Raw genomic sequence first — 22,930 nt, 5'->3', positions numbered from 1 at the left:
AACTTATGAACAACATGATTGCGTTGCTCCAGCAGCTGGAGCGCCAGGGAGTCAAGCTGGCCCTGAACGACAAGGGCCAGCTCATCTCCCAGTCGAGCAAGGAGGCGGTGACCCCCGCCATCGGCGCCCAAATCAAGGCGCACAAGGATGAGCTGGTGCGCTGCCTGGCGGCCCGCGCCGCCTTCGAGGCGCCTATCGTCGCCCAGGGCGCCCTGCAGGGGCCGCTCTCGTCGTCCCAGAGCGGGCTCTGGTTTATCGAGCAGTACGAGGAGGCCTCCCACCTCTACAACATGCCGGTCTATTTTCGGGTGAGCGGCGAGCTGGACACGGCCGCCCTGGAGTTTGCCTTCGATCACCTGTTTGCCCGCCACCCCAGCATGCGCACCCGTTTCATCAAGGACGAGGCGGGCAGGGGGGCGCAGGAGATACTGCCCCACGCGCCCTTCAAGCTGCAGATAGAGGATGTGAGTGCAGAGCCCGAAGCCGAGCGTGAAGCCTATGTGGCACGGCGGGTGCGCGAGGAGATAGGGCGCCCTTTCTCCCTGACCAAAGGGGACCTCAGCCGGGTGCACCTCATCCGGCTCTGCAGCCGCGAGCACGTGCTGCTGATCACCCAGCACCACATCATCTCCGACGGCTGGTCGGTCAAGAACATGTTCGCGGACTTGAAGCGTGCCTTCCTGGCTCATCAGAACCGTGCGCCCTTGAGCGTGCCCGAGTTGCCGCTCACCTACATCGACTATGCCCGCTGGTTCAACTCGCCGCGTTTTCTCGATTATCACGCCGAGTTCAAGCCGTTCTGGGTCGACCGACTCGGTGGCAGCCCCGAGGTGCACGGCCTGCCGCTTGACAAGCCGCGTTCGGCTCATCAGGCCAGCGGCGGCGAGCTGGTCTTCTCCACCATAGACAACGGGCTGTGGGAGAGCTTCAAGCGGCTGTGCCAGCGCCACAACACCTCCAATTTCATCGGCCTGCACGCCCTGTTCGCCCTGCTGATGGTGCGCCAGAGCGGGGAGAAGGAAGTTGTCATAGGCACGCCGCTCGCCTACCGCGAGCGCCATGAGATAGAGTCCCTGGTGGGCTTCTTCGTCAATACGCTGGTGCTGCGCACCCGGCTCGACGGTCGCCCCAGCTTTGTCGACTACCTGCAGCAGTGCCGGGAGGAGGATCTGGCGGCCTTCGATCACCAGCTCTACCGTTTCGAGGCGCTGGCCGAGGCCATAGGCGCCGATCGCACCACCGCCATCAACCCCATCTTCCAGATCATGCTGGTCTATCAGGCCAAGGTGGATTTCAACGATCTCATCCCCGGCTGCCAGCTGGTGGAGGAGACCTCCCCCGTGCTGCCGGCCAAGACCGACATCTCGGTCAAGGTGACCGAGCTGATGGACTCGGTGCGGGTGGACTGGCTGTTTGCCACCGCCCTGTTCGAGCGGGAAACGATTGAAAGTTATGCGGACAGGCTGCTGCATCTGATGCGCGCCGTGGTGGCCGCCCCCGAAACCGAGATCTGGCAACTGCCCCTGGAGGCGGGCACAGACCAGACGGCGCTGGCCACCGAGCTTGCCAGCCTGCCGAGCGACTACCCGAGCCGCGACACCCTGCTCTGCCATATCGAGCGCCGCGCCGTTCAGTTCCCGGGTGCGCTGGCGGTGAGTGACGACCAGCAACGGCTGAGTTATGGCGAGCTGGAGGCCCGAGCCAACCGGCTGGCCCATTGGCTGCAATCCTGCGGCGTGACCTCGGGCGCGGCCATCGGCATCCAGGCCAAACGGGATGTGGCCTTCGTCATCGCCCTGCTCGCCTGCTGGAAGGCGGGGGCAGCCTATGTGCCGCTGGATCCTGCCTATCCCGCCGAGCGGCTGGCCCATATCCTGAGCGACGCCAGCATTGCGCTGGTGCTCGGGGGAGAGCCGGATGCCCGGCTCGCCGAGGCCATCAAGGGCACAGATGCCGGTTACCACAACCTGCATCGGCTGGCGCTGGATGGGCTGCCAACCAGCACGCCCGCCATCCCCCGGGACGCCGCCATGCTGGCCCAGATCATCTACACCTCCGGCAGTACCGGCCTGCCCAAGGGGGTCATGGTGGAGCAGGGCAGCCTGGTCAACCTGATGGCGGATCACGCAGAGCGCATCGCCCTTGATCAGGACGGCGCCATGTTCAACTGCATGTCCCTGTCGTTCGATGCAGGCAACATGACGGCCCTGTTGCCGCTCTCTTGCGGCGCGGCCCTGCACTTTGGCGAGCCGGGCGAGGGGGTGATCAGTGCCGCGATCGCGCGGGGTGCCAGCCACATGATTTTGCCGACCGCCCTGCTCGCGAACCTGCTGCCGCCGGCGGATCTCGGCTCCCTCAAGGCCATCGGCTTCGGCGGCGAGGCGTGTCCGAGCAGCCTGATGGATCGTTGGGGTGACAGGGTCGCGCTCTACAACATGTACGGCCCGACCGAGTGCACAGTCACTGCGCTCTGCGCACGGCTCGTGCCGGGTCAGCCCATCACCATAGGCAGGCCCGTCAACAACCTGAAGGCGCTGATCCTGGACGAGGGGGGCAACCCCTGCCCCGTGGGAGTGCCGGGCGAGCTCTGCCTGGCCGGCCTCGGCCTGGCCCGTGGCTACCTCAATCTGCCGGAGCGTACTCAAGAGGTCTTTATCGAGCTCGCCTTGGCGGGTCGTACTTGTCGCCTCTACCGCACCGGCGATCGGGCCCTGCTGCGCCGCGACGGCAAGGTCCAATATCTGGGCCGGCTTGACGAGCAGATCAAGCTGCGGGGCTATCGCATCGAGCCCGGCGAGATAGAGACGCAAGTCGCCGCGCTGTGCCCGGCCATCCGCCAGATCAAGGTGGTGGTGCAGGGGGGGCGTCTGCTGGCGTACGCCTGCCTGCATGCGGGGGCGAGCGAGCCGGACGGCGAGGCCCTGCTGCAACGGGCCGGCGAATGCCTGCCCGAATACATGGTGCCGGTGAAGCTCTGTTGGCTCACCGGGATGCCGCTCACCCCCAACGGCAAGCTGGACCTGCGCCGCCTGCCTGTCATTGACTGGCAGGAGAGCAAGAGCGAGCCGCAGAGCGAGCTGGAGCAGACCGTGCTCGCCATCTGGCAGGGGGTGCTCAAGCAGCCCCTCGGGGTGGAGGATGACTTCTTCCGCTTGGGGGGGGATTCCATCCTCAGCATCCAGCTCACCACCCGGTTGCGGGATGCGGGGCTGCACTGCAGCGTGAAGGACGTGTTCGAGGCCAAGACGGTGCGCCGTCTCTGCCGCCAGCTCGGTCAGCAGCAGGCGGTCAGTCACCAGACCGAACAGGGCAACCTGGTCGGCGACTTCCCGCTCCATCCCATACAGCACTGGTTCTTCGAGCAGGGCTTCGCCAAGCCCGGCCACTGGAATCAGGGGGTGATATTGCGCCTGCCCGCCGGGATCTATGATGACACCCTGCACGGCTGGCTGACCACACTGCGCCAGCATCACGACGTCCTGCGTCTGGCGGTGACCCCAACCGGTCAGCGCTATCTGGCCGAGCTGGCGCTGCCGCCCTTGCCGACCCTGGATACAGGAACACTCGGCGGGGCTGAACTGCAGGCCAGCCTGACCGGGCTGCAGGGGGATCTCGAGCCCGCCAGCGGCCACACCCTGGCCTGGGCCCGCCTGCGCAACCTGGCCATAGAGGGTGAGGCCGATCCGGTGGAGGGGCTCTTCCTCGCCTTCCACCATCTGGTTATCGATGCCGTCTCCTGGCGCATCCTGGCCGAGGATCTGGCCCGGGTGAGCAGGGGCGAGCCCCTGCCCGCCAAGGGCAGCAGCTATCGCCAGTGGGGCGAAGGGCTGGCGGCCTACGCCCTGCGCGAAGAGGATCAACTGGCGTTCTGGCTGGCCCAGGGGGAAGGCAGCCAGCAAGGCCTGCTGGAGGCCGAACGCGCCGAAGATGGCCGCGCCGCCGCCAGCCTGCTGCAACTGGACAAGGAGACCACGGCCCGCTTGATAGACCCGGCCAACCAGGCCTTCTTCACCCGGGTGCCCGACCTGCTGCTGGCCGCCCTGACTCGCACTCTGAGCGAGCTGGGTTATGGCGCACGCCACTGCGTGATGCTGGAAGGGCACGGCCGTGAGGCCATCGATGCTGAACTCGATGTGAGCCGCACCCTGGGCTGGTTCACCAGCACCTATCCACTGGCGCTGGCCGATGAGCCGGAGTGGGATGCGCTGGTGTGCACCACCAAGGAGCGGTTGCGGGCCGTGCCGGACAAGGGGGTGGGTTTCAACGCCCTGCGTCTGCACCACCCCCGTGGTTGGGAGCTGCCCGAAGCCCTCATCGTCTTCAACTACCTGGGGGTCAGCCATCAGGGCGTTGCAGGTCAGCCCTGGCAACCCCTGCCCATGGCGCCGGGGGCGCCCTCCTCACCGGACAACCTGCCGCGGGAGCTCATCAGCCTGCACGGGGGCGTCTATGACGGATGCCTCACCCTGCGCCAGGTCGGTGCCCTCAACCAGCAAGGGAGCGACGCCCTGATGGTGAGATTGGCGGCCAACCTGCGTGCCCTGGTGGATCACTGCTGTAGGGTGAGCGCCCCGCGCCACACCCCGAGCGACTTCCCGGGGCTTGGCCTCTCGCAAGCGGTGCTAGACCAGGTGCTGAGCGGGCGCGAGGTGGAGACACTGCTGCCCATGACCTCGCTGCAGCAAAGCATGCTCTATCACAGGGCGCTGGCGCCTCGTGACACGGCTTACCACCTGCAGACCGAGATGGAGTACCGCCAGCCACTGGACCTTGCCGTCTATCGCCAGGCCTGGCAGGCGCAGATCGCCCGCTGGCCGGCCCTGCGCAGCGAGCTGGTGCTGGCGGATGGGGTGGCGCTGCAGCGCATCCTGCGCCATGCCGAGCTGCCGTTCCACCATCAGGATCTGGTGGGGGATGAGCAGGCCGAGGAGCGCATCGCAACCTATCGCCAGCAGGATCTGGCCCGCCCGATCCCGCTTGATCAGGCTCCCTTGTTGCGGGTCGCCTGCTTCAAACTGGCGCCCGATCACCACAAGATCATCTTCAGCGCCCACCATGGCGTGCTGGATGGCTGGAGCGGCCCAGTGCTGCTGGGCTCCCTGCATCGCTGCTACCAAGCCCTGATGAACGGCCTGCTGCCGCAAGCCGAAGCGGATGGGGCCTGGCTCGAATTTGGCCGCCATATCGCGAGCCAAACCCGCGCCAGCGAGGCCTACTGGCAGGGACGCGCCGAGTTGCTGGCCCGACCCAACGATCTCTCCCGCCTGTTCGGGGTGGCACTGGAGCCGCAGCTGACGCAGCACAGGCCTGCGGTGTGCGGCCAGACCCTGGCGCCGCAGGTGTCGGCTCAACTGGAGGCCCGTGCCCGCGAGCTGGGGGTGACCACGGGCTTGCTGGCCCAATACGCCTGGCATCGGCTGCTGGCCCGCCGTTGTGGCGACGACATCACCCTGGTGGGCAACGTGACCCCGGGCCGGGATTTCCCCATCGAGGGGATCACCCAGAGCGTCGGCCTCTATATCAACAGCCTGCCGCTCATCCTGGATTGGCGCACCGAGGCGACCCTGGCCGAGCATATAGGCAGGCTGCAGTCGGACTCGATGGCACTCAACGAGCACGGCACCCAGTCGCTCGCGGCGCTGACGCAGGGCAGGGCTCGCCTGTTCCAGAGCCTGTTCGTGTTCGAGAACTACCCTGTGCCGGCGCTGCCGGAGGAGCCGGAGCCCCATCAGCTAGCGCCACGCTTTGGCGCCGTGGTGGAGAAGGTGGAACTGCCGCTCTCCCTGGTGGTGAACGCCCGCGGTGGCCGGCTCAATCTGCGCCTCGAGTTCGACGGGGATCTGATCCCCATGGCGAAGGCAGAAGTCGTGCTGGCCGCCTGGCTGGCCGAGCTCGGCTGGCTGGCGGGGGCGAGCCAGGCGCTGCCGGCCAGACCCGATGAGATGAGCCTGCCTGCCCCCATGGCCGCGCGCGTCGCGGCGCCAGTCGCTGAGTCCTGCCCGTCCGCGGCCCGTCCGCTGGTGGCCCTGTGGGAGCGCCAGTGCGGCGTGCCCGGCGTCTGGCAACAGACCCTGTGTGAACTCGGGGTGGACTCGGTGCAGCAGCTCGCCCTGCTGGCGGCCCTCAATGCCGCCTTCGCCGGCGAGCGTGCGCCGCTCACCCTGCGGGATCTCAAGGCCCATTCATCCCCCAGCCGGCTCTATCAGCACTGGCTGGTGCGACTGCCCGAGGAGGTGCTATGACGACCCTGACCCCGATTGACCAAGCTCCCGTCAAACCGAGAGCCCATCGGGAGTTGAGCCCTCCGCAAGGCGGGCTGGCAACCGAACAGACCCTGGGCTCGCGCCTGGCCGATTGCCTCGCCGCCACCCCGCTGGCCCCCGCCATCGGCATGGGCGGGGTCAGTGTGAATGAGCGCGGCATGAGTGAGCAAGGCTCGAACGAGGCCGGCCACGGCGCCTGGCTCAACTATGGCGAGCTCAGCCAGCGGGTCGGTCAGATCGCCGCCCGCCTGCAGGGGCTGGCGGTGGGGGAGCGGGTCGGCCTCTATCTGGCGCGAGGACCGGATCTGGTGGCCAGCCTGCTCGCCTGCCTGCGGCTCGGGCTCACCTTTGTGCCGCTCGAGCCGGATTTCCCGGTGGAGCGGTTGCAGGGTATCGCCCGTCAGGCCCGGCTCTCGGCAGTGATCTGTGATGGAGATCGGGAGGTGCCGACCTTCGGCTGTCCGCTGCGCTCCCTCGCCTGTCCCGGTCACGCGGGGACTGCGGCCGTGCAGTGGCCCAAGGTGGACGATTCGCTGACGGCCTACATGATGTTCACCTCGGGATCCACCGGCGAGCCCAAGGGGGTGGTCATCAGCCGGCGGGCTCTGCTCTGCTTCCTCGACGGGATCCGCGAGCGGCTCGGGCTCTCACCTAACTGCCATTGGCTCTTTATCACCACCCCGGCCTTCGATATTTCCTTGCTGGAGATGCTGGGGCCGCTCTGGGGCGGGGGCCGCTTGACGGTGGCCGGCGGCGAGCACAACAAGGATCCGCTGGGAATGATGGCGCTGCTCGAGGCGGATCCTTCCATCAACTGGCTGCAGGCCACCCCGGCCTGCTGGCGCATGCTGCTCAAAGCGGGCTGGCAGGGGCGCGAGCGCCTCACAGCCCTGTGTGGCGGCGAGGCGCTGGACTCGGGATTGGCCGAGCAGCTCTGCAGTCGCACCCAGCGGCTGTGGAACTGCTACGGGCCGACCGAGGCCACCGTCTGGTCCCTGGTGAGCGAGGTGCGCTGGCCGCCGGCGGAGGGGCAGATCACCATCAGCCACAGCCTGCCCGGCTATCGCCACTGGGTGTTGGACGAGGCGGGGCAGCCAGTGGCGGAGGGGGAGTGCGGCGAGCTCTGCATCGAGAGCCCGGCCCTGTGTGAAGGCTACTGGCGCAAGCCCGGGCTGACGGCGGCGGCCTTCCTGCGGGTTGATGCCCATCGCCTCTATCGCACCGGCGATCGGGTGCGCCGACTGGGGGCGGATCGCTTCCTCTACCTGGGGCGGCGCGACGATCAGGTCAAGCTGCGCGGTTTTCGCATCGAGCTCGGGGAGGTGGAGGCGGGCCTTCGCCGTCAACCCGGGGTGCAGGAGGCGGCGGTGCGCCTCTTTGGCGAGGGGGATGAGGCCATGCTGGTGGGCTATGTGGAGGCCAAGGCCGGGGCGCAGCTCAATCGCCTCGCCCTGCGCAAGGGGCTGCAGGCCACGCTGCCGCACTACATGGTGCCGGCGCGGCTCATTCTGCTGGATGCCCTGCCCAAGACTGGCAGCGGCAAACTGGACAGAAAGGCGCTGCCACTGCCTGAATAGGTTCTGCCCGAGTGCCTTGATAAACAAAGAAGCCCGCAAATGCGGGCTTCTTTCTGGCTGCCATATGAGTGTTGGCTTATTGGGTGATGGGGGCCGCGTCCGGTTTGGCCAGCAGCTGCTCGACGTCGTCGATCACCTTGAGGGCCGCCTGGGGGCCGCCGGTGGAGGTCCACAGCGAGCCGTCCACGGCGCCAAAGCGCTTGCCCTTGATGGCGTTCAGTTGCTGGAAGGCCGGGGTCTGCTCGGCCTGCTTCATGGCATCCACCGCATCGCCGCTGGCGCTCAGGGTACCTATCACCAGCCAGTCACCGTCCAGCAGGTTGAGGGATTCGAGGCTCAGGGCCGGGGAGTGGGGGGTCTTGTCGCCGACCTGGTGGGTCGGACGGGCCAGCCCCATCTCTTCCACTACGCTGCTGGCGAAGGTGCCGCCGTGCATGTAGCTCGGGCCCTTCGGGTTCCAGCGCACTATGCTCAGGCGCTCGCCCTGATGCTTGGCAAGCTTGCTGCGGGCCTCCTGCAGGCGGGCGTCATACTGGGCGAGGAAGGCCTTGCCCTCGGCATCCCGGTTCAGCACGTGGGCGCTGCGATTGAAGATCTCCTTCCAGGAATCGCCCCAGTTGCCGGTGACCACTGTGGGGGCTATCTCTTGCAGCAGGGTCAGCAGCTCGGGTTTGGTCTGGCCGGTCAGGATGAGATCCGGCTCCAGATCGATCAGCCGCTCCAGATTGGGGTTGTCCAGATCGCCGACCACGGCGATATCCTTGCCCGCCTTGGTCAGCAGGTAACGGGGCAGTGTGCCCTGGCCGCGACCGTTGACCGTGCCGACTGGCTGCAGTCCCAGGGTCAGGGCCGTATCCAGATCGATTTCGCTCAGCACCACCACCCGCTTGGGCTGGGCGGGCACGAGCTGGGTCTTGCCATCGGCATCGGTCACCTGACGGGTCTCGGTGCCGGCCTGGGCCTGAAAACCGACCAGGCTGGCCAGCATGAGCGCGGCGGCCAGGGGGGAGGAGATCTTCATCGTTACATCCTTCTTGGTGAAATCAGCGAAAAACCGGGCCCCAAACGGGCGGCCTTATGCTATCACAAATTCAAATGATAAAAATTGTCATTTGCGTTTGTGGTGTTTGGACTGGGTGATTTGCTACCATGGCCGCTCTCGAACCAAGGGCTTTTTCGATGCCAATCGCTCCCCTGGCTGCCGGATCCCGAGGCAGCTTTATCCTGCAGGCCGACTGCCTGCCGCTGCCCGGTTTCGCGGAACTTGCGCTGCAGCGGGTCTGCTTCGATCCCGCCGCTTTCACTCCGGCTTGCTATGAGCAAGCTGGGATCCTGCTGCCCGCCAGCTTGCAGCGTGCGGCCCCCAAGCGGCTGGGGGAGTTTCTGGCCGGCCGGCTGGCGGCGCGCCAGGCTCTGCACCGCTTTGGGCTGGGCGATCATGTGGTGGCCATAGGATCGGCCCGCGAGCCACGCTGGCCTGCGGGGTTTGAGGGCAGCATCAGCCACAGCCTGTTGCAGGGGCGCGGCATGGCGCTGTGTGCGGTGCGCCCCGGTCGGGCGGGGATTGGGCTGGATCTGGAGGGCTGGCTGGCAGAGGGGCAGGCGAGCGAGCTCTGGCCCGGCATTGTGGATGATGAGGAGTGGGTGCGGCTGCAGCGCTGTCCGCTCGGTCCGGCCCTGGGATTGACCCTGGTGTTCTCCGCCAAGGAGAGCCTGTTCAAGGCGCTCTACCCCAGGGTGGGGCGCTATTTTGACTTTCTCGATGCCCGCTGGCTGGCCATGACGGAGCAGACCCTCACCCTCGAACTAAAAAGTGCGCTGACCCCGGAGCTGCCCGTCGGCTGGCACTGTACCCTGCACTGGCAACGCTTGCCGGGGGGCGTGTTGACCACGCTTCTGCTCTGAACGTGTCTCTGCCGCTCGGTGTCATGGGATCAAAAAAACCGCCATCAAGGCGGTTTTTTTGATCCTGCATTCAGGCCTGCTGCTGCATGGCAAAGGCGTGCGGGCGGCGGCGCGGCACTATGATGGGGGCGCCATCGCCGGGGGCGTGCAGTATGTCCACGTCCGTCTGGTAGAGGCGGTCGATGAGGGGCTTGGTCACCACCTCGCGAGCCGGGCCCATGGCCTGGATCTTGCCCTCGCCGATGGCGATCAGCTCGTCGCAGTAGCGGGCGGCGGTGGCGAGATCGTGGATGACGATGAGCACAGTCTTGCCTTCGGCGGTGATCTGGTGGATGGCCTCCATCACCTCGGTCTGGTGGCCTATGTCCAGCGCGCTGGTGGGTTCATCGAGCAATATGATGTCTGCGTCCTGGGCCAGCACCATGGCCAGCCACACCCGCTGGGCCTGGCCGCCGGAGAGGGAGCTGGCGCTCTGCGCCAAGATGTCGCCAAGCTGCATCCGCTCGCAGGCCCAGCGCACCATGCGGGCATCCTCTTCACTCCACTGATTGAACCAGCCCTGATGGGGATGGCGGCCGTACTGCACCAGCTGCTCGACCTGAATGCCGGCGGGCACCAGGGGGCGCTGGGGCAGGTAGGCGAGCTCCCGGGCCAGCGCCTTCATGCCGTAACTCTCCAGCGGTTTGCCCTTGAGCAATATCTCACCGGATTGGGGCTGCTCCTGGCCCGCCAGCAGCTTGAGCAGGGTGGATTTGCCACCGCCATTGGGGCCGACGATGCCAACCAGCTTGCCCTTGGGAATGGTGAAGGAGATGTCGTTGAAGACGGGCTTTTGCTGATAGCCGAAGTGGAGGCGATTTAGGGTGAGGGTCATCAGTCGGTTCTCTGTCTGTCTTTGATCAGAATAAACAGCAGCAGTATGCCGCCAAGAATACGGGTCATGATGCCGGTGGCGACCTCATGGGGGCTGGCCAGCACCCGCACCAGGGTGTCGCTCGCCAGCAGCAGCAGGGCGCCGCACAGGGCGGCGATCCACAGCGGCACTATGCGATCCCGGCTCATCCAGGAGGCGAGTATGGGGGCCGCCATGGCGATGAACACCACAGGGCCGCCGATGGCGGTGCCAAGGGCCGCCACGACTATGGCCTGGGCCAGCACGCCGAGCTGCACCCGGTTGACGTTCACCCCCAGGCTCTGGGCCGTGATGGGGCCCAGACGCAGCACGCCCAGGGCGCGGGAGAGATAAATGATCCAGGGGCAGACCAGCAGGATCAGGATCCCCACAGGCACGACTGTGGTGTAGCCCTGGCCGACGAAGTTGCCCATGTTCCACAGGTAGAGGCTGGTGAGGTGCACCAGCGACTGGGTGGACATCACGAACTGACCGATGGCGTTCATCAGCTCGGAGACGCCGATGCCGATCACCACGAACAGATAACCCTGCTCCCCCGGCTTGTTGCACAGGGCGTAGAGCACGGCGGCGGCAAACAGGGCGCCGAGGGGCGCGGCCCACCAGGGCCAGCTGCCCAGGGTGAGGTAGAGGGAGAAGGCGATGATGGCGAGCGACGCCCCCTCGTTGACCCCTATCATGTCCGGGGTGGCGAGGCGGTTGCGAATGAGGGTCTGCACCAGACAGCCGGAGAGGCCCATGGCGGCGCCTGCCACCAAGACGGCGACGATGCGCGGCAGCCGGATCTTGAAGACAGTCACCTCATCGAGCCGGCTCCCCTCGCCAAGCAGGGTCTGCACTACCCCCAGCATGGTGAGCTTGCTTGAGCCCAGGGTCAGCGCCAGCAGGGAGAGCAGCACCAGAGCCACCAGGAGCCCCAGCGTGATCAGCCAGGCACGGCGGTGCAGCAGCAGGGTGCGCTCACCCAGTCGCAGGCAGAGGGTGCCGGAGGGGAGGGAAGCGTTCAGCGGTGTATTCATTGGATTGTTCATGAGGCAGGCGACCTTATTTGACGGCCAGCAGGGAGCGGAAGCCGCCGCTGCGCACCACCATGATGAGCACGGGGGCACCGATCAGCGCCAGGATCACCCCGTTGGGCAGCTCGAACGGCTGGATCAGCCAGCGGGCCAGTATGTCGGCACCGAGCAGGAACAGCACGCCAAACAGGGCGGAGAAACGCACCTGGATGGCGAGGCGTACCGGCTCCACCAGACGGGCGCAGTAGGCGGCCAGGAAGCCGACGAAGCCGATGGGGCCGGCGATGGCGATGGCGCAGGCGGTGAACAGGGTGGCGGCCAGCAGCACGCCGATCCGCACCCGGGTCGGCCGTATGCCGAGCGCCTGGGCCTGGTTGTCCCCCATCTGCATCAGGGTGAGCTGGCGGCACAGGGCCAGGGTCAGCAGCAGACCGGCCAGGGCGAAGGGCACCACGGTGAGCACGGCGTCGAGATCCGAGGCGGCCAGCGACCCCAGGTTCCAGAAGCGGAACTGCTCCAGCACCACCTTGTTGGAGAGCAGCAGGAAGTTGGAGAGGCCGCCAAAGGTGGCGGAGAGGGCGACCCCCACCAGGATGAGCTTGAGCGGATTGGAACGCCCTACCATGAGGCCGAGACCCAGTACTATGAGGTTGCCAAGCAGGGCACCCATGCCGGACCAGAGCAGGTAACCATAGGCGGATTCGACGCCGAAATAGGTCAGCCCTATCACCAGGGCGAACACGGCGCCGGCGTTGACGCCGAGCAGGCCGGGCTCGGCCAGCGGATTGCGGGTGGCGCTTTGCAGCATGGAGGCCGCCAGCGCGAGACAAATGCCCACCACCAGGGCACACAGGGTGCGGGGCAGACGCAGGGTATGAATGATCATGGCGAGCTTTTCATCGGCCATAAGGGCGGGATCGCCCAGCAGAAATCCGGCGACCTCGCGGCCACCATAGACACCGGCACCCGTGGCCAGTGACAGACAGATCAGCAGGAACAGGAGAACAACTCCCAGCCAGAACAGCTGTGTTTGGTGTCTGAGCACCCGGCTACTCCTTATTGTCGAGGCGATAAAACGGAAAAAGGGAGCCCTGACGGGCTCCCGAACGGGGGATTACAGCTTGTAATCCACGCCGGCGTAGACGGTGCGACCTTCCAGGATGAAGTCGGCGTCGGTGGCGACCTGGTCACGCTGGGTGTTGGTCAGGTTGGTGATGCCGAGTTTGAAGTCGAGCGCCGGGGTGACCTTCCACTTGGTGTTGACGTCCAGGGTCTGGTAGTGCTTGGACTTGAGCGCCTGGGAGTTGTGCATCGGCACCTTGATGAACTGGCTGCCCACGTATTGCCAGGCCAGGTTGGTGCTGACGATCTCGGTGGCTTGCCAATCCAGGCTGAGGTTGCCGGTGTGATCCGGGGTCTTGGCCAGATCCTCGCCCGTGCTCTTGTCTTCGGAATCCAGCAGGCTCCAGTTGCCGGTCAGCTTGAGGTCGTCTCGCACGTCGACCCAACCGTTCAGCTCCAGCCCTTTCACCCGCGCCTTCTTGACGTTGAGGTAGGTCATGACGGTCGGACGGTAGCCCGGGCCCCACTGATCGCTCTGGATCAGATCCTCGATGTCGTTGTGGAAGCCGGTCACACCGGCGCCGAAGCGAGCGCTCTCGTAGGCGGTGCCCAGCTCATAGCTGACGGCGGTTTCCGGTTTCAGGTTCGGGTTGCCGACCACCTTGCAGGCGCCACGGCAGGCGGTGGTGGCGAAGCCTTCGCTGGACTGGGCCAGGGTCGGTGCCTTGAACGCCTTGCCGGCGCCACCCTTGATCACCCACTCGTCGCTCAGCTTGTAGAGCGCATAGGCGCGCGGGCTGAACTCGTTGCCATAGGTTTCGTGGTGGTCGAGGCGGCCGGAGAGGGTCAGCGCCAGATCACCCAGGCTGAATTCGTCCTGCAGATAGAGGGCGCTCTGGCTCGCATCCACGCTGCCGTTGGTGATGCTGCGGCTGTGCTCCAGCTCGGTCTTGCGCATCTCGGCGCCCGAGGTCAGCAGATGATCCCCCAGATAGCCGCTCAGCTGGCCATCGACAGTGTGGTTGGTCTGGGTGACATCGGCGGCGCCGCCATTGAGCTGGGAGTCATCCATCAGATCCGTCTGCTCGAAGTAGTAGCGGGCGCGGCTGTCGAAGTGCTCCCAACGGCCGTTGTGGGTGACTCCCAGGCTCAGGCGATCGAGCTTTTGCACGTTGTGCGGAGTGGCCGGTGCGGTCGGGGCACGGGGCACGTTGTTGAAGTAGCTGTCCATGTCGTTCTGGTTGTAGCCCAGATCGAAATCGATATCCTGGTTGTCGCTGACCAGCCATTTCAGGCTGGAGAGCATGTTGACCACTTCCCGTTTCTCCAGCGCATCGGCATCCGGGTTGTTGGACTGATCGCTGTGCCAGCGGTCGCGCTGATAGCCTTCCACCACCACGCTGCCCAGCAGCTTGTTGTCGATCAGGGCTCCGGAGACGAAGGCGCTGCCCTGGTTGGCATCGCCACCGTCGCCCTTGGTGGGCATGGTGTGGGTGTAGCCGAAGGCCGCTTCCGTCTTCTCCTTGGCCTGGCGCAGGATCACGTTGACCACGCCGCCGAGGGCGTCGGCACCGTACAGGGAGGAGACGGGGCCACGGATCACCTCGATGCGCTCTATGGCCGCCATGGGGATGGAGCTCAGGTCGAAGTCATTGCCAAAGGAGCTGCCCAGGGTTTCGCGGGCGTTGACGCGCTTGCCGTTGATCAGCAGCAGTGTGTAGTCGCCGCCCATGCCGCGGATCTTGATCTCGCTGCGGCCCGTGGGGTTGGTGCCTATGATGTTGACACCCGGCACATGCTTGAGGGCATCGCCTATGTTGTTGGCGTTCATCTTGTCCAGATCGGCGCGGGTCACCACAGAGACGCTGGCCGGAGCGGACAGCTCAGTGTGCTGGGTCTGGGTGGCGGTGACCACCATGGTCTCGTTGGCCTTGACCGATTCGGCCTGGGCCAGGCCCGGCAGGGCAAACAGGCCGAGGGAGAGCAAAATCGGGTTCAAGCGAAATACGCCAGGCTGCAACTGCATAGTCAAAACTCCATGAATAAAACAGAGGTTATGGGGTCCGGCTCTGGGGCCGGTAGCTCACTGACTTCCTTGTCTGGCGGCGCCAGACTCGGGGTTATTGTTATTCCTTGTCTGCGCCAGCCCCTTGAGCAGGAGCCAGACACCGCCGCAGGCCAGCAGGCCACAGCCGATATTGATCCAGGCGAGCCCCGCAAAGCCATGCAGGGCGCCAGTGTCATCCGAGAAGAGATACCTGGCCGAGAGCAGGCTGCCGAGACCCGCCGCCACATTGGTGACCGTGCCCTGGAAGGACATGAAGGCGGCGCGCTGATGGGGGGCCGGAATGGCCGCCGTGATGGCTAGCGTGGTGCTGGATCGGGCCGAGCTCAGCGCCATGAAGAGGGTAAACAGCAGGTAGACGGGCACGCCGACGGGGGCGGCGAAGCCGAGCAGGGTGATCATCGCCAGCAACAGGCTGGTGATCAGGATGGCGGCCAGCGCCCGGCCCTGATCGATCCAGCTGCCGCACAGTCGCATGGTCGCCATGCTGGCGAGGCCGCCACACAGGTAGAGGGCGGCGATCTGCTCGCGGGGGAAGGCGAGGTTGAACTGGAAGTAGTTGGCAAAGTGCGGGATCAGCAGGAAGTGACCGAACATCTGCAAACAGAGAATGAGCAGGGCGCCCTGGCAGAGCGGCGAGCCTAGCAGCTGGCGCAAGCCGCTGCCGTGAGGGGCACGGCTGACCGGCAGGGAGGGCAGCAGCCGGGCGCAGAGCAGGGCCAGCAGCAGGCCGCCAGCGCCAAACAGCAGGAAGGGGCTCTGCCAGCCGAGCCACTGGGCCAGCACCAGGGCGATGGGCACCACCAAAATGGCAGCCAGCGAGAAGGCCATGCCCACGTAGGCGAGGCGGCGGCCCCGTTCGGCCGGGGGAACCAGGTCCAGCACGGCGGCCATCAGGATGGCGGAGAGGGGCCCGGCCACGCAGCCTGACAGAATGAACAGCATCAGCAGTTGCTGGCTGTTCTGCACCAGGGCACAGGCCATCAGCAGCAGGAAACGCAGGGTCAGCAGTACCAGCAGGGCGGGTTTACGGTTGACGCGATCGAGCCAGGGAGCGGCGATAAGCCCCATCAGAGCCGCGCCCAGGGTGGCGCCGCCGCTGAAATAACCCGTCTGTTCCGGTTGCATGCCGAGGCTGATGACCAGATCCGGCCCGAGCGGCATCACCATCATCATGCTGCCCATGGAGAGCATGTTGATCAGCATCGCCAGATGGATGATGGCAGGGGTGGTGGTGGCGGTAACAGGCTTCATCAGCGGCTGGCTCGAAAAAATGAGTCCGAATTGTATCCGAGCGATTTTTTCGTGACAACAAATGGTAATCATTTTTATTTGTATTATTTGATCTATCTCCGTCCTTTCGGCTCGCAGGCCGTCAAGGGGGGCGCTCCGGCCCATGCCGCCATCGCCCCTGGGGTGCAAAGTCATTGAAATGCGAGGCAGATGGATCATGATGGTGATAGCCAGACTGGCAGAGACGGTGAGCCGGGCTCCCGGACAGGAGAGAGAGATGAAAAGGTGGCGTTGGAGCGGGATCTTGTTGTTGTGCGGGCTCTGGTGCCTGCCGCTGCGGGCCGAGGTCAAGGTGATCCCGGTATTCGAGGCCCAGGCGGCGGTGCAGACCCTCAAGGAGATCTACCCGGATCTCGGGGTGAGTGCCATGGGCAATCAGCTGGTGCTGAGCGGCAGTGCGGCCCAGTTGCAGGAGGCCGAAGCGACCTTGGCCAAACTCAACCAGCCGCCCCAGAGTCTGCTCGTCGAATGGCGGGTGGATGGCGCCTCAAGCGGTCAGCAGATAGAGGCGGGTATCGGTGGTGATGCGGCCAAACGGCAATGGCTGCTGGAGGGCAATGCCCGGCAATACCAGCGCAGCCAGAACGACAGCTGGCAGGTACGCGGCCTGTCGGGGCGGCCCGTGTTGCTGCAGATGGGCTCCTACCAGCCGGTCACCTTCTATCAGTGGCGCGGTGGTCAGGTGGTGGGCTTGATGCCGCTCATCAACGGTCTCTACGCCACCGCCACCCTGATAGGGGACAGGGTGCAGATAGCGCTCAGCAGCGAACAGGCCAGGCTGGAGCAGGGCACCATCAGCACGGGGCAGAACGCCACCGAGGTGAGCGGTGCCCTGGGGCAGTGGCTGACGGTGGGGGAGCTCTCCACCAGTTCGGCCCAGCAAGGCAGCAGCCTGGGCACCCAGTTGCAGGGGGGGCGCGGCAGCCAGAGCGATCGCCAGACCCTGCAGATCCGGGTCACTCGTCAATGAGTGACCCCTATTTTCTCAGTGAGGTTGATCGGCCGCGTATTCGCGGATCTGGCGGCTGCGCAGCAGATACCAGAGCGCCCAGAGGCTGCCGATCAGCACCAGGGCGGTGGGCCAGCTGAACGACCATTTCTGCAGGTTGAGGCTGTGCAGCTGCATCAGCAGGCCGCTGACGGTGGAGCAGAGCAAGAGGCCGCGGCTGTGGCGCCTGAGCCAGGCGCGCACGCTGTTGGTCTGCTGATAGGTGCCGCCAAAGGCGAGCAGCGCCAGCATGGCGGGCACGTCGGTCAGCAGGCTGATGTAGAGGCTGATCTTGTCCGGATAGAAGAGGGTCAGGATCTCGCTGCCGCTTTCGCGGGTGACCCCGGCCATCAGAAACAGCCAGACCGAGCGGGTCAGCAAGAGGGCGATGGGCCAAAACCAGAGGGGAGGGCGCAACTGGCCGTGATCGTCATATCTGTGTTCGGGGTAGAGGGTCATGGTCGCCCGTTATCCGCTTGGGTTGTGCAAATGATGAAGAGGATATGGGGCAGGCTGGTGCCCTTTGCAAGGTGTGCCGGGGGATACGAATTAATCGGGGGGCCAGTGCCCCCCAATCCATCGTCTCTTTCTATCGCACTTTCTGGCGGCGTTTACAGCCAGCCCTTGCGCTTGAAGAAGAGGCCGGTGCCGAGCGATGACATCACCATCAACACCAGCGAGAGCGGATAGCCATACTCCCAGGCGAGCTCGGGCATGCGCCCAAAGTTCATGCCGTAGATGCTGGCGATAAGCGTCGGCGGCAGGAAGATGACAGCCGCCACCGAGAAGATCTTGATCACCTTGTTCTGCTCCAGATTGGTCACCCCCATGGAGGCCTCCAGCTGGAAGTTGATCTTGTCGAACAGGAACTGGGTGTGGGGCAACAGAGATTCCACGTCGTGCAGCATCTCGTCGATCCACTTGTTCTGCTCGTTGCTCATGCGCTGGCGCAGGCTGCGCTTGAGAAAGCGCAGGGCGCGACGGGTATCGTGCAGGGAGAGGCGGATCTGACCGTTGGCCTCTTCCTGTGCCATCAACTCCTTGAGCATGGGATTGATCTGATCCGGCTCGAAGATCTGATCGGCGGTGTTCTCCAACGTCTTGTAACCGTCTTCGATAAGGTCGGAGAGGTACTCCACCTTGAGGTTCTGCACCTCCAGCAGGATGTCGAGGGCATCCTCCACCTCCAGCCGGTCCTGGCGCATGTAGTGGCGCAGCAGGCGCACCAGGCCGATGTCATCCTCGCGGATGCTGATCAGCAGGTTGTTGCGCAGGGTAAAGGAGACGTGGACACCCTTGGTGTCACGGCCGATCCGCTGGGGGAACAGGGAGTGAATGTGCAGACCATCGGTATCCCAGTAGAAACGGGCGGATGCTTCGATGTCGTCCAGCTCTTCCTTGTCGGGAACCTCTTCCAGAAACAGGCCCGTCAACCATTCTCGCTCCGCCGTGTCCGGCTTGTAGGCATCCAGCCAGACGGTGTTGTCAGGCACTATGTCGTCAGGCCCGAGCGTGACTATGTCCAGTACCTTGTTATTGAGAATGTAGGCGGTGATCATCTGTCCCCCCTTAAGAAGTCATGGGTAATCAGGGATGGTTGCACAGGTCATGCGGCCTAGATCGCATAGAAAGCGATCCCGTGGACAAGCAAAACGGGCCGATGGAAAACCTGAATGCGGCGAACTATACAGGGGCGGGGCGCGCTTGTCAGGGCCTATTCATCCGAGGTTCAGCCTGTTCGCTCAAAAAAACAGCGAGGTCGGATCAGCGGATCCAGCCTCGAAAGTGGCAATGCTTGTTCGACCTCCTTGTTCACCTCTGTGCGAAAGATGACTCGGGTTTACCTGCCGGGATTGCGGGATCCTGAGCCCTCGCGGTGGCGTTCAGACGATGTGCTGGGACTGCTCATCTTTGCTGTTTCCGTAACGCTGCGGGCCTCCCGTCACATATTGGGATAGTTGGGGCCCGAACCTCCCTGTGGCGGTGTCCAGACGATGTTCTGGGGCTGCGCATCCTTGCTATCACCGTAGTTCTGCGGGCCTTCCATCACATATTGGGATAGTTGGGACCAGAGCCACCCTGCGGTGGTGTCCAGATGATGTTCTGGGGCTGCGCATCCTTGCTGTCGCCGCTGATCTGCATGGGCAGTCCCATCACATATTGGGGTAGTTGGGGCCCGAACCTCCCTGCGGTGGTGTCCAGACGATGTTCTGGGGCTGCGCATCCTTGCTGTCGCCGTAGCGCTGCAGACCTTCCATCACATATTGGGATAGTTGGGGCCCGAACCTCCCTGCGGCGGTGTCCAGATGATGTTCTGGCTGGGATCCTTGATGTCGCAGGTCTTGCAGTGAATGCAGTTGGCCGCGTTGATCTGCAAGCGCGGCTGGTTCTCGCTTTCCACTATCTCGAACACCCCGGCCGGACAGTAGCGCTGGGCGGGCTCGGCCCAGGTGGGCAGGTTGACCGCCACCGGGATACTCGCGTCCTGCAACTTGAGGTGGCAGGGCTGATCCTCATCGTGACTGGTGTTGGCGAGATAGACAGAGGAGAGCTTGTCGAAGCTGAGCCTGCCGTCCGGCTTGGGATAATCGATGGGATCGCAGCGGCTGGCCATGCGCAGCTGACGGTAGTCCGGCTCCCGGTCCAGCAGGGTAAAAGAGCCCATCAGGGGTAAGGAGGAACCCCGCTGCTCCAGCCAGTTGAAGGCGCCGCCAAGCCAGGGGCCCCAGCGATGCAGGGCGGCGCCGAAGTTGCGGGCGGTCTTCAGCTCCTGCCCCAGCCAGCTCTGTTGCAACGCATCGCTGTACTCGGCCAGATCCCGGCCACCCTCATCGCCACCGCGCAGCGTCATGGCGACGGTTTTCGCCGCCAGCATGCCCGACTTCATGGCGGTGTGAATGCCCTTGATGCGGGAAAAGTCGAGGGTGCCGGCATCGCAGCCGATCAGCAGACCACCGGGAAAGTGCATGCGCGGCAGGGAGTGCCAGCCGCCCTTGGTGATGGCGCGGGCGCCGTAGCTGATGCGCTCGCCTCCCTGCAGGGTCTGCGCGATGAGGGGATGGTGCTTGAGGCGCTGGAACTCGTCGAACGGGCTGAGCCAGGGGTTGCTGTAGTTGAGATCGACGATGAGCCCGACCGCTACCTGATTGCCCTCCATATGATAGAGGTAGAAGCCACCCTGGATCTTGCTGGCTCGGCGTTCGACCAGCGGCCAGCCGCTGCCATGGAGCACCCGGCCCGGCTTGGCCTGATCCGCTGGCACCTGCCACAGCTCCTTGAAGCCGATGGCATAATGTTGCGGCTGGGCGCTGTTTTCCAGATTGAACTCGGCGATCAACTGCTTGCCCAGATGGCCGCGGGCCCCTTCGGCAAACAGGGTGTAGCGGCCATAGAGCGCCATGCCGGGCACGTGATCCGCCTTGGGATTGCCGGCTCTGTCCAGCCCGAGATCGCCGGTGATCACACCCCGCACCCGCCCCGCTTCCATGATGAGCTCGCTTGCGGTAAAACCCGGGTATATTTCGACTCCCAACTGCTCGGCCTGCTGACCGAGCCAGCGGCAGAGGTTGCCCAGGCTGAGGATATGACTGCCATCGTTGTGCATGCGCGGCGGCACGGCCCAGTGGGGCAGTTGCAGGGCGCGGCTGTCGTTTTGCAACAGATGAACCCGATCATCGTTGACGGGAATGCCAAGGGGCGCCTGCTGCCAGCGGTCCGGCAACAGCTCCTTGAGGGCTATGGGGTCGAACAGGGCGCCGGAGAGCAGATGGGCGCCGATTTCCGCTCCCTTCTCCAGCAGACAGACCGAGAGATCGGCATTGTGCTGCTTCAGGGCGATGGCGGCACTGAGCCCTGCCGGGCCGCCACCGACGATGACGACATCAAATTCCATTGCTTCGCGTTCCATCTTGCCTCTGCGCTTGACTTGGCCTAGGGTAGTGCTGGTAGTTTACGTAAACGTAAAGCAATTGTAAGCAAAAAAATGCGAGGGCTCGTCAATGGATTCACTCAACCGAAGCGAGGGATGCGCGTCATGAAGCTGCTGGTCGCGATCAAGCGGGTACTGGATTACAACGTCAAGATCCGGGTCAAGAGCGATGGCTCCGACGTGGAGCTCGCCAATGTGAAGATGGGGATCAACCCGTTTTGTGAAATTGCGGTGGAGGAGGGGGTGAGGCTGCGTGAAGCCGGCATCGCGACCGAGCTGGTGGTGGTGACCTTCGGGCCTGAGGCGGCGGTCGAGCAGTTGCGCCATGCCCTGGCGCTGGGGGCGGATCGGGCCCGCCATTATGTGACCGATGAGACGCTCACTCCGCTTACCGTGGCGCGCGCCCTGCAACAGGTGTGCGAGCAGGAGCAGCCCGATCTGGTGCTGCTCGGCAAGCAGTCCATCGATTCTGACAACAACCAGGCGGGCCAGATGCTCTCAGCCCTCACCGACTGGCCGCTCGCCACTTTCGCCTCCGCCATCAAGCTGGTGGACGGCGAGTTGCAAGTGACCCGTGAGATCGACGGCGGCCTGGAGACCCTCGGCATGCCGCTACCTGCCGTGGTGACCGTGGATCTGCGCCTGAACGAACCCCGCTTTGCCTCGCTCCCCAACATCATGAAGGCCAAGCGCAAGCCGCTCGAGAGTGCTCCTTTCGCGACCCTAGGCGTCGAACCCGCCGGCCATACCCGGCTGCTTGGGGTGATGGCGCCAGCCGTGCGCCGTGCCGGCGTCAGGGTCGGCTCGGTGGACGAGCTGCTGGAGAAACTCAGGCACGAAGCCAAGGTACTGCCATGAGCGCACCTATGATGGTGAAACATATTGGGTGCCTGCCCCAGGCTGGGATGAGGGCTTGCACGATGAAAAGCGTTGCTAACGATAGGGTGTTGTCATGAGCGTACTGGTTATTGCTGAACATCATCAGGGCAGGCTTGCCGACAACGTGGCCCAGCTGGTCACGGCGGCGGGTCAGCTTGGCGGCGAGGTCCATCTCCTGCTGCTGGGCCAGGGGCTGACCGAGGCGGGCGAACAGGCCGCCAGCCTGCAAGGGGTGGACAGGGTGCTGCTGGCCGAGCATCCCATGCTGGCGGAAGGGCTGAACGACGGCGTCGATCCCCTGCTCGCCCACATAGCACGCGACTATCAGCACTGCCTGATGGCGGCCAGCACCCAGGGCAAGGATCTGCTGCCGCGGGTCGCGGCCAGGCTCGGGGTCGAGATGCTCTCCGAGGTGACCGGCATAGAGAGCGGTGATACCTTCCTGCGGCCCATCTACGCGGGCAATGCCGTTGCCCGGATGGCGAGCAGTGCCCCCATCAAGGTGCTCACCATCAGGCCGACCGCCTTTGCCAAGGCCGAATTCGGGGCTGGGCAGGCGGCTGTCGAGCGGCTGCCGGTGGCCGATGTGGCCTGCCGCACCCGGCTGGTCGAGCGGCGCGCCGTGCGATCCGCCAGACCCGAGCTCGCGGCTGCGCGGGTGGTGGTCTCCGGCGGCCGGGCGCTCGGCTCCAAGGCGCAGTTTGCCCTGATCGAGGCGCTGGCCGACAAGCTGGGCGGCGCGGTCGGGGCATCGCGGGCGGCGGTGGATGCGGGTTATGTGGCCAACGATCTGCAGGTAGGCCAGACCGGCAAGGTGGTCGCCCCCGAGCTCTACATAGCTGTCGGCATCTCGGGTGCCATTCAGCATCTGGCGGGCATGAAGGAGTCGAAGGTGATCGTCGCCATCAACAAGGATGGCGAGGCCCCCATCTTTCAGGTAGCCGACTATGGTCTGGTGGGGGATCTCTTCACCCTGCTGCCCGAGCTCACCGCCAAGCTGTGAATTTGTTGAAAAGGGGCCTTGCCTGTCATTGATGCGGCCTG

Annotated in this window: 15 protein-coding genes; 6 read left to right on the top strand and 9 right to left on the bottom strand. The window is 65.0% G+C overall.

Going from position 1 to position 22,930, the window contains the following annotated elements; genetic code table 11:
• Positions 1-5: 5 nt before the first annotated feature.
• The gene (gene amoG / locus IU367_RS12530; RefSeq protein WP_274452059.1) at positions 6-6,242 is read left to right on the top strand and encodes an amonabactin biosynthesis non-ribosomal peptide synthetase AmoG; all 6,237 of its coding nucleotides are present in this window, start codon (positions 6-8) and stop codon (positions 6,240-6,242) included.
• A complete protein-coding gene (locus tag IU367_RS12525) occupies positions 6,239-7,840 on the top strand; it encodes an amino acid adenylation domain-containing protein (protein WP_274452058.1) in 1,602 nt (533 codons plus the stop codon). Before amoG ends, IU367_RS12525 begins: the two co-directional genes overlap by 4 nt.
• 76 nt (positions 7,841-7,916) lie before the next feature.
• Here IU367_RS12525 and IU367_RS12520 read toward each other — a convergent pair whose 3' ends face one another.
• Positions 7,917-8,861, bottom strand: coding sequence for an amonabactin ABC transporter substrate-binding protein (locus tag IU367_RS12520; RefSeq protein ID WP_274452057.1), 945 nt, complete (start codon positions 8,859-8,861; stop codon positions 7,917-7,919).
• 158 nt (positions 8,862-9,019) lie between these two features.
• Between IU367_RS12520 and amoD the strand changes: the two genes are divergently transcribed.
• Positions 9,020-9,745 carry an amonabactin biosynthesis phosphopantetheinyl transferase AmoD gene (amoD, locus tag IU367_RS12515; RefSeq protein WP_274452056.1) on the top strand — a complete coding sequence of 242 codons (726 nt, stop codon included), beginning with the start codon at positions 9,020-9,022 and terminating at the stop codon, positions 9,743-9,745.
• Positions 9,746-9,815: 70 nt separating this feature from the next.
• On the opposite strand, the gene IU367_RS12510 is transcribed toward amoD, so the two are convergent.
• The 5 genes from IU367_RS12510 to IU367_RS12490 form a co-directional block, all read right to left on the bottom strand.
• Positions 9,816-10,619, bottom strand: a complete 804-nt coding sequence (locus IU367_RS12510; protein WP_043137045.1) for an amonabactin ABC transporter ATP-binding protein — start codon at positions 10,617-10,619, stop codon at positions 9,816-9,818.
• Positions 10,619-11,686 carry an amonabactin ABC transporter permease subunit 1 gene (locus IU367_RS12505; RefSeq protein ID WP_274452055.1) on the bottom strand — a complete coding sequence of 356 codons (1,068 nt, stop codon included), beginning with the start codon at positions 11,684-11,686 and terminating at the stop codon, positions 10,619-10,621. Before IU367_RS12505 ends, IU367_RS12510 begins: the two co-directional genes overlap by 1 nt.
• Before the next feature lie 13 nt (positions 11,687-11,699).
• Positions 11,700-12,716, bottom strand: coding sequence for an amonabactin ABC transporter permease subunit 2 (locus tag IU367_RS12500; protein WP_274452054.1), 1,017 nt, complete (start codon positions 12,714-12,716; stop codon positions 11,700-11,702).
• 69 nt (positions 12,717-12,785) lie between these two features.
• A complete protein-coding gene (locus IU367_RS12495; RefSeq protein WP_098984231.1) occupies positions 12,786-14,759 on the bottom strand; it encodes a siderophore amonabactin TonB-dependent receptor in 1,974 nt (657 codons plus the stop codon).
• A gap of 57 nt (positions 14,760-14,816) precedes the next feature.
• Positions 14,817-16,052 carry a siderophore amonabactin export MFS transporter gene (locus IU367_RS12490; protein ID WP_274452053.1) on the bottom strand — a complete coding sequence of 412 codons (1,236 nt, stop codon included), beginning with the start codon at positions 16,050-16,052 and terminating at the stop codon, positions 14,817-14,819.
• Between the two features lie 256 nt (positions 16,053-16,308).
• Between IU367_RS12490 and IU367_RS12485 the strand changes: the two genes are divergently transcribed.
• Complete coding sequence (locus IU367_RS12485; protein ID WP_098984229.1) at positions 16,309-17,061, top strand: hypothetical protein; 753 nt, start codon at positions 16,309-16,311, stop codon at positions 17,059-17,061.
• 15 nt (positions 17,062-17,076) lie between these two features.
• On the opposite strand, the gene IU367_RS12480 is transcribed toward IU367_RS12485, so the two are convergent.
• The 3 genes from IU367_RS12480 to IU367_RS12470 all read right to left on the bottom strand — a co-directional run bounded on the left by IU367_RS12480 (position 17,077) and on the right by IU367_RS12470 (position 20,986).
• On the bottom strand, positions 17,077-17,538 hold the full coding sequence (locus IU367_RS12480) for a DUF2919 domain-containing protein (RefSeq protein ID WP_042871506.1): 462 nt from the start codon (positions 17,536-17,538) through the stop codon (positions 17,077-17,079).
• A gap of 152 nt (positions 17,539-17,690) precedes the next feature.
• Positions 17,691-18,638 (bottom strand): magnesium/cobalt transporter CorA, encoded by a 948-nt coding sequence (gene corA, locus IU367_RS12475; RefSeq protein ID WP_011705843.1) that lies wholly within the window; start codon positions 18,636-18,638, stop codon positions 17,691-17,693.
• Positions 18,639-19,336: 698 nt separating this feature from the next.
• Positions 19,337-20,986, bottom strand: coding sequence for an electron transfer flavoprotein-ubiquinone oxidoreductase (locus tag IU367_RS12470; protein ID WP_274452052.1), 1,650 nt, complete (start codon positions 20,984-20,986; stop codon positions 19,337-19,339).
• Positions 20,987-21,112: 126 nt separating this feature from the next.
• Between IU367_RS12470 and IU367_RS12465 the strand changes: the two genes are divergently transcribed.
• Together IU367_RS12465 and IU367_RS12460 are read left to right on the top strand one after the other, a co-directional pair.
• Positions 21,113-21,865, top strand: a complete 753-nt coding sequence (locus IU367_RS12465) for an electron transfer flavoprotein subunit beta/FixA family protein (protein ID WP_274452051.1) — start codon at positions 21,113-21,115, stop codon at positions 21,863-21,865.
• Between the two features lie 94 nt (positions 21,866-21,959).
• A complete protein-coding gene (locus IU367_RS12460; RefSeq protein ID WP_043137068.1) occupies positions 21,960-22,889 on the top strand; it encodes an electron transfer flavoprotein subunit alpha/FixB family protein in 930 nt (309 codons plus the stop codon).
• Positions 22,890-22,930: the final 41 nt, after the last annotated feature.

The sequence above is a fragment of the Aeromonas bestiarum genome, from assembly GCF_028751155.1.
GTDB lineage: Bacteria > Pseudomonadota > Gammaproteobacteria > Enterobacterales > Aeromonadaceae > Aeromonas > Aeromonas bestiarum.
Note: the sequence above shows the minus strand (reverse complement) of the source record. Positions and strands in the feature narration are given on the sequence as shown.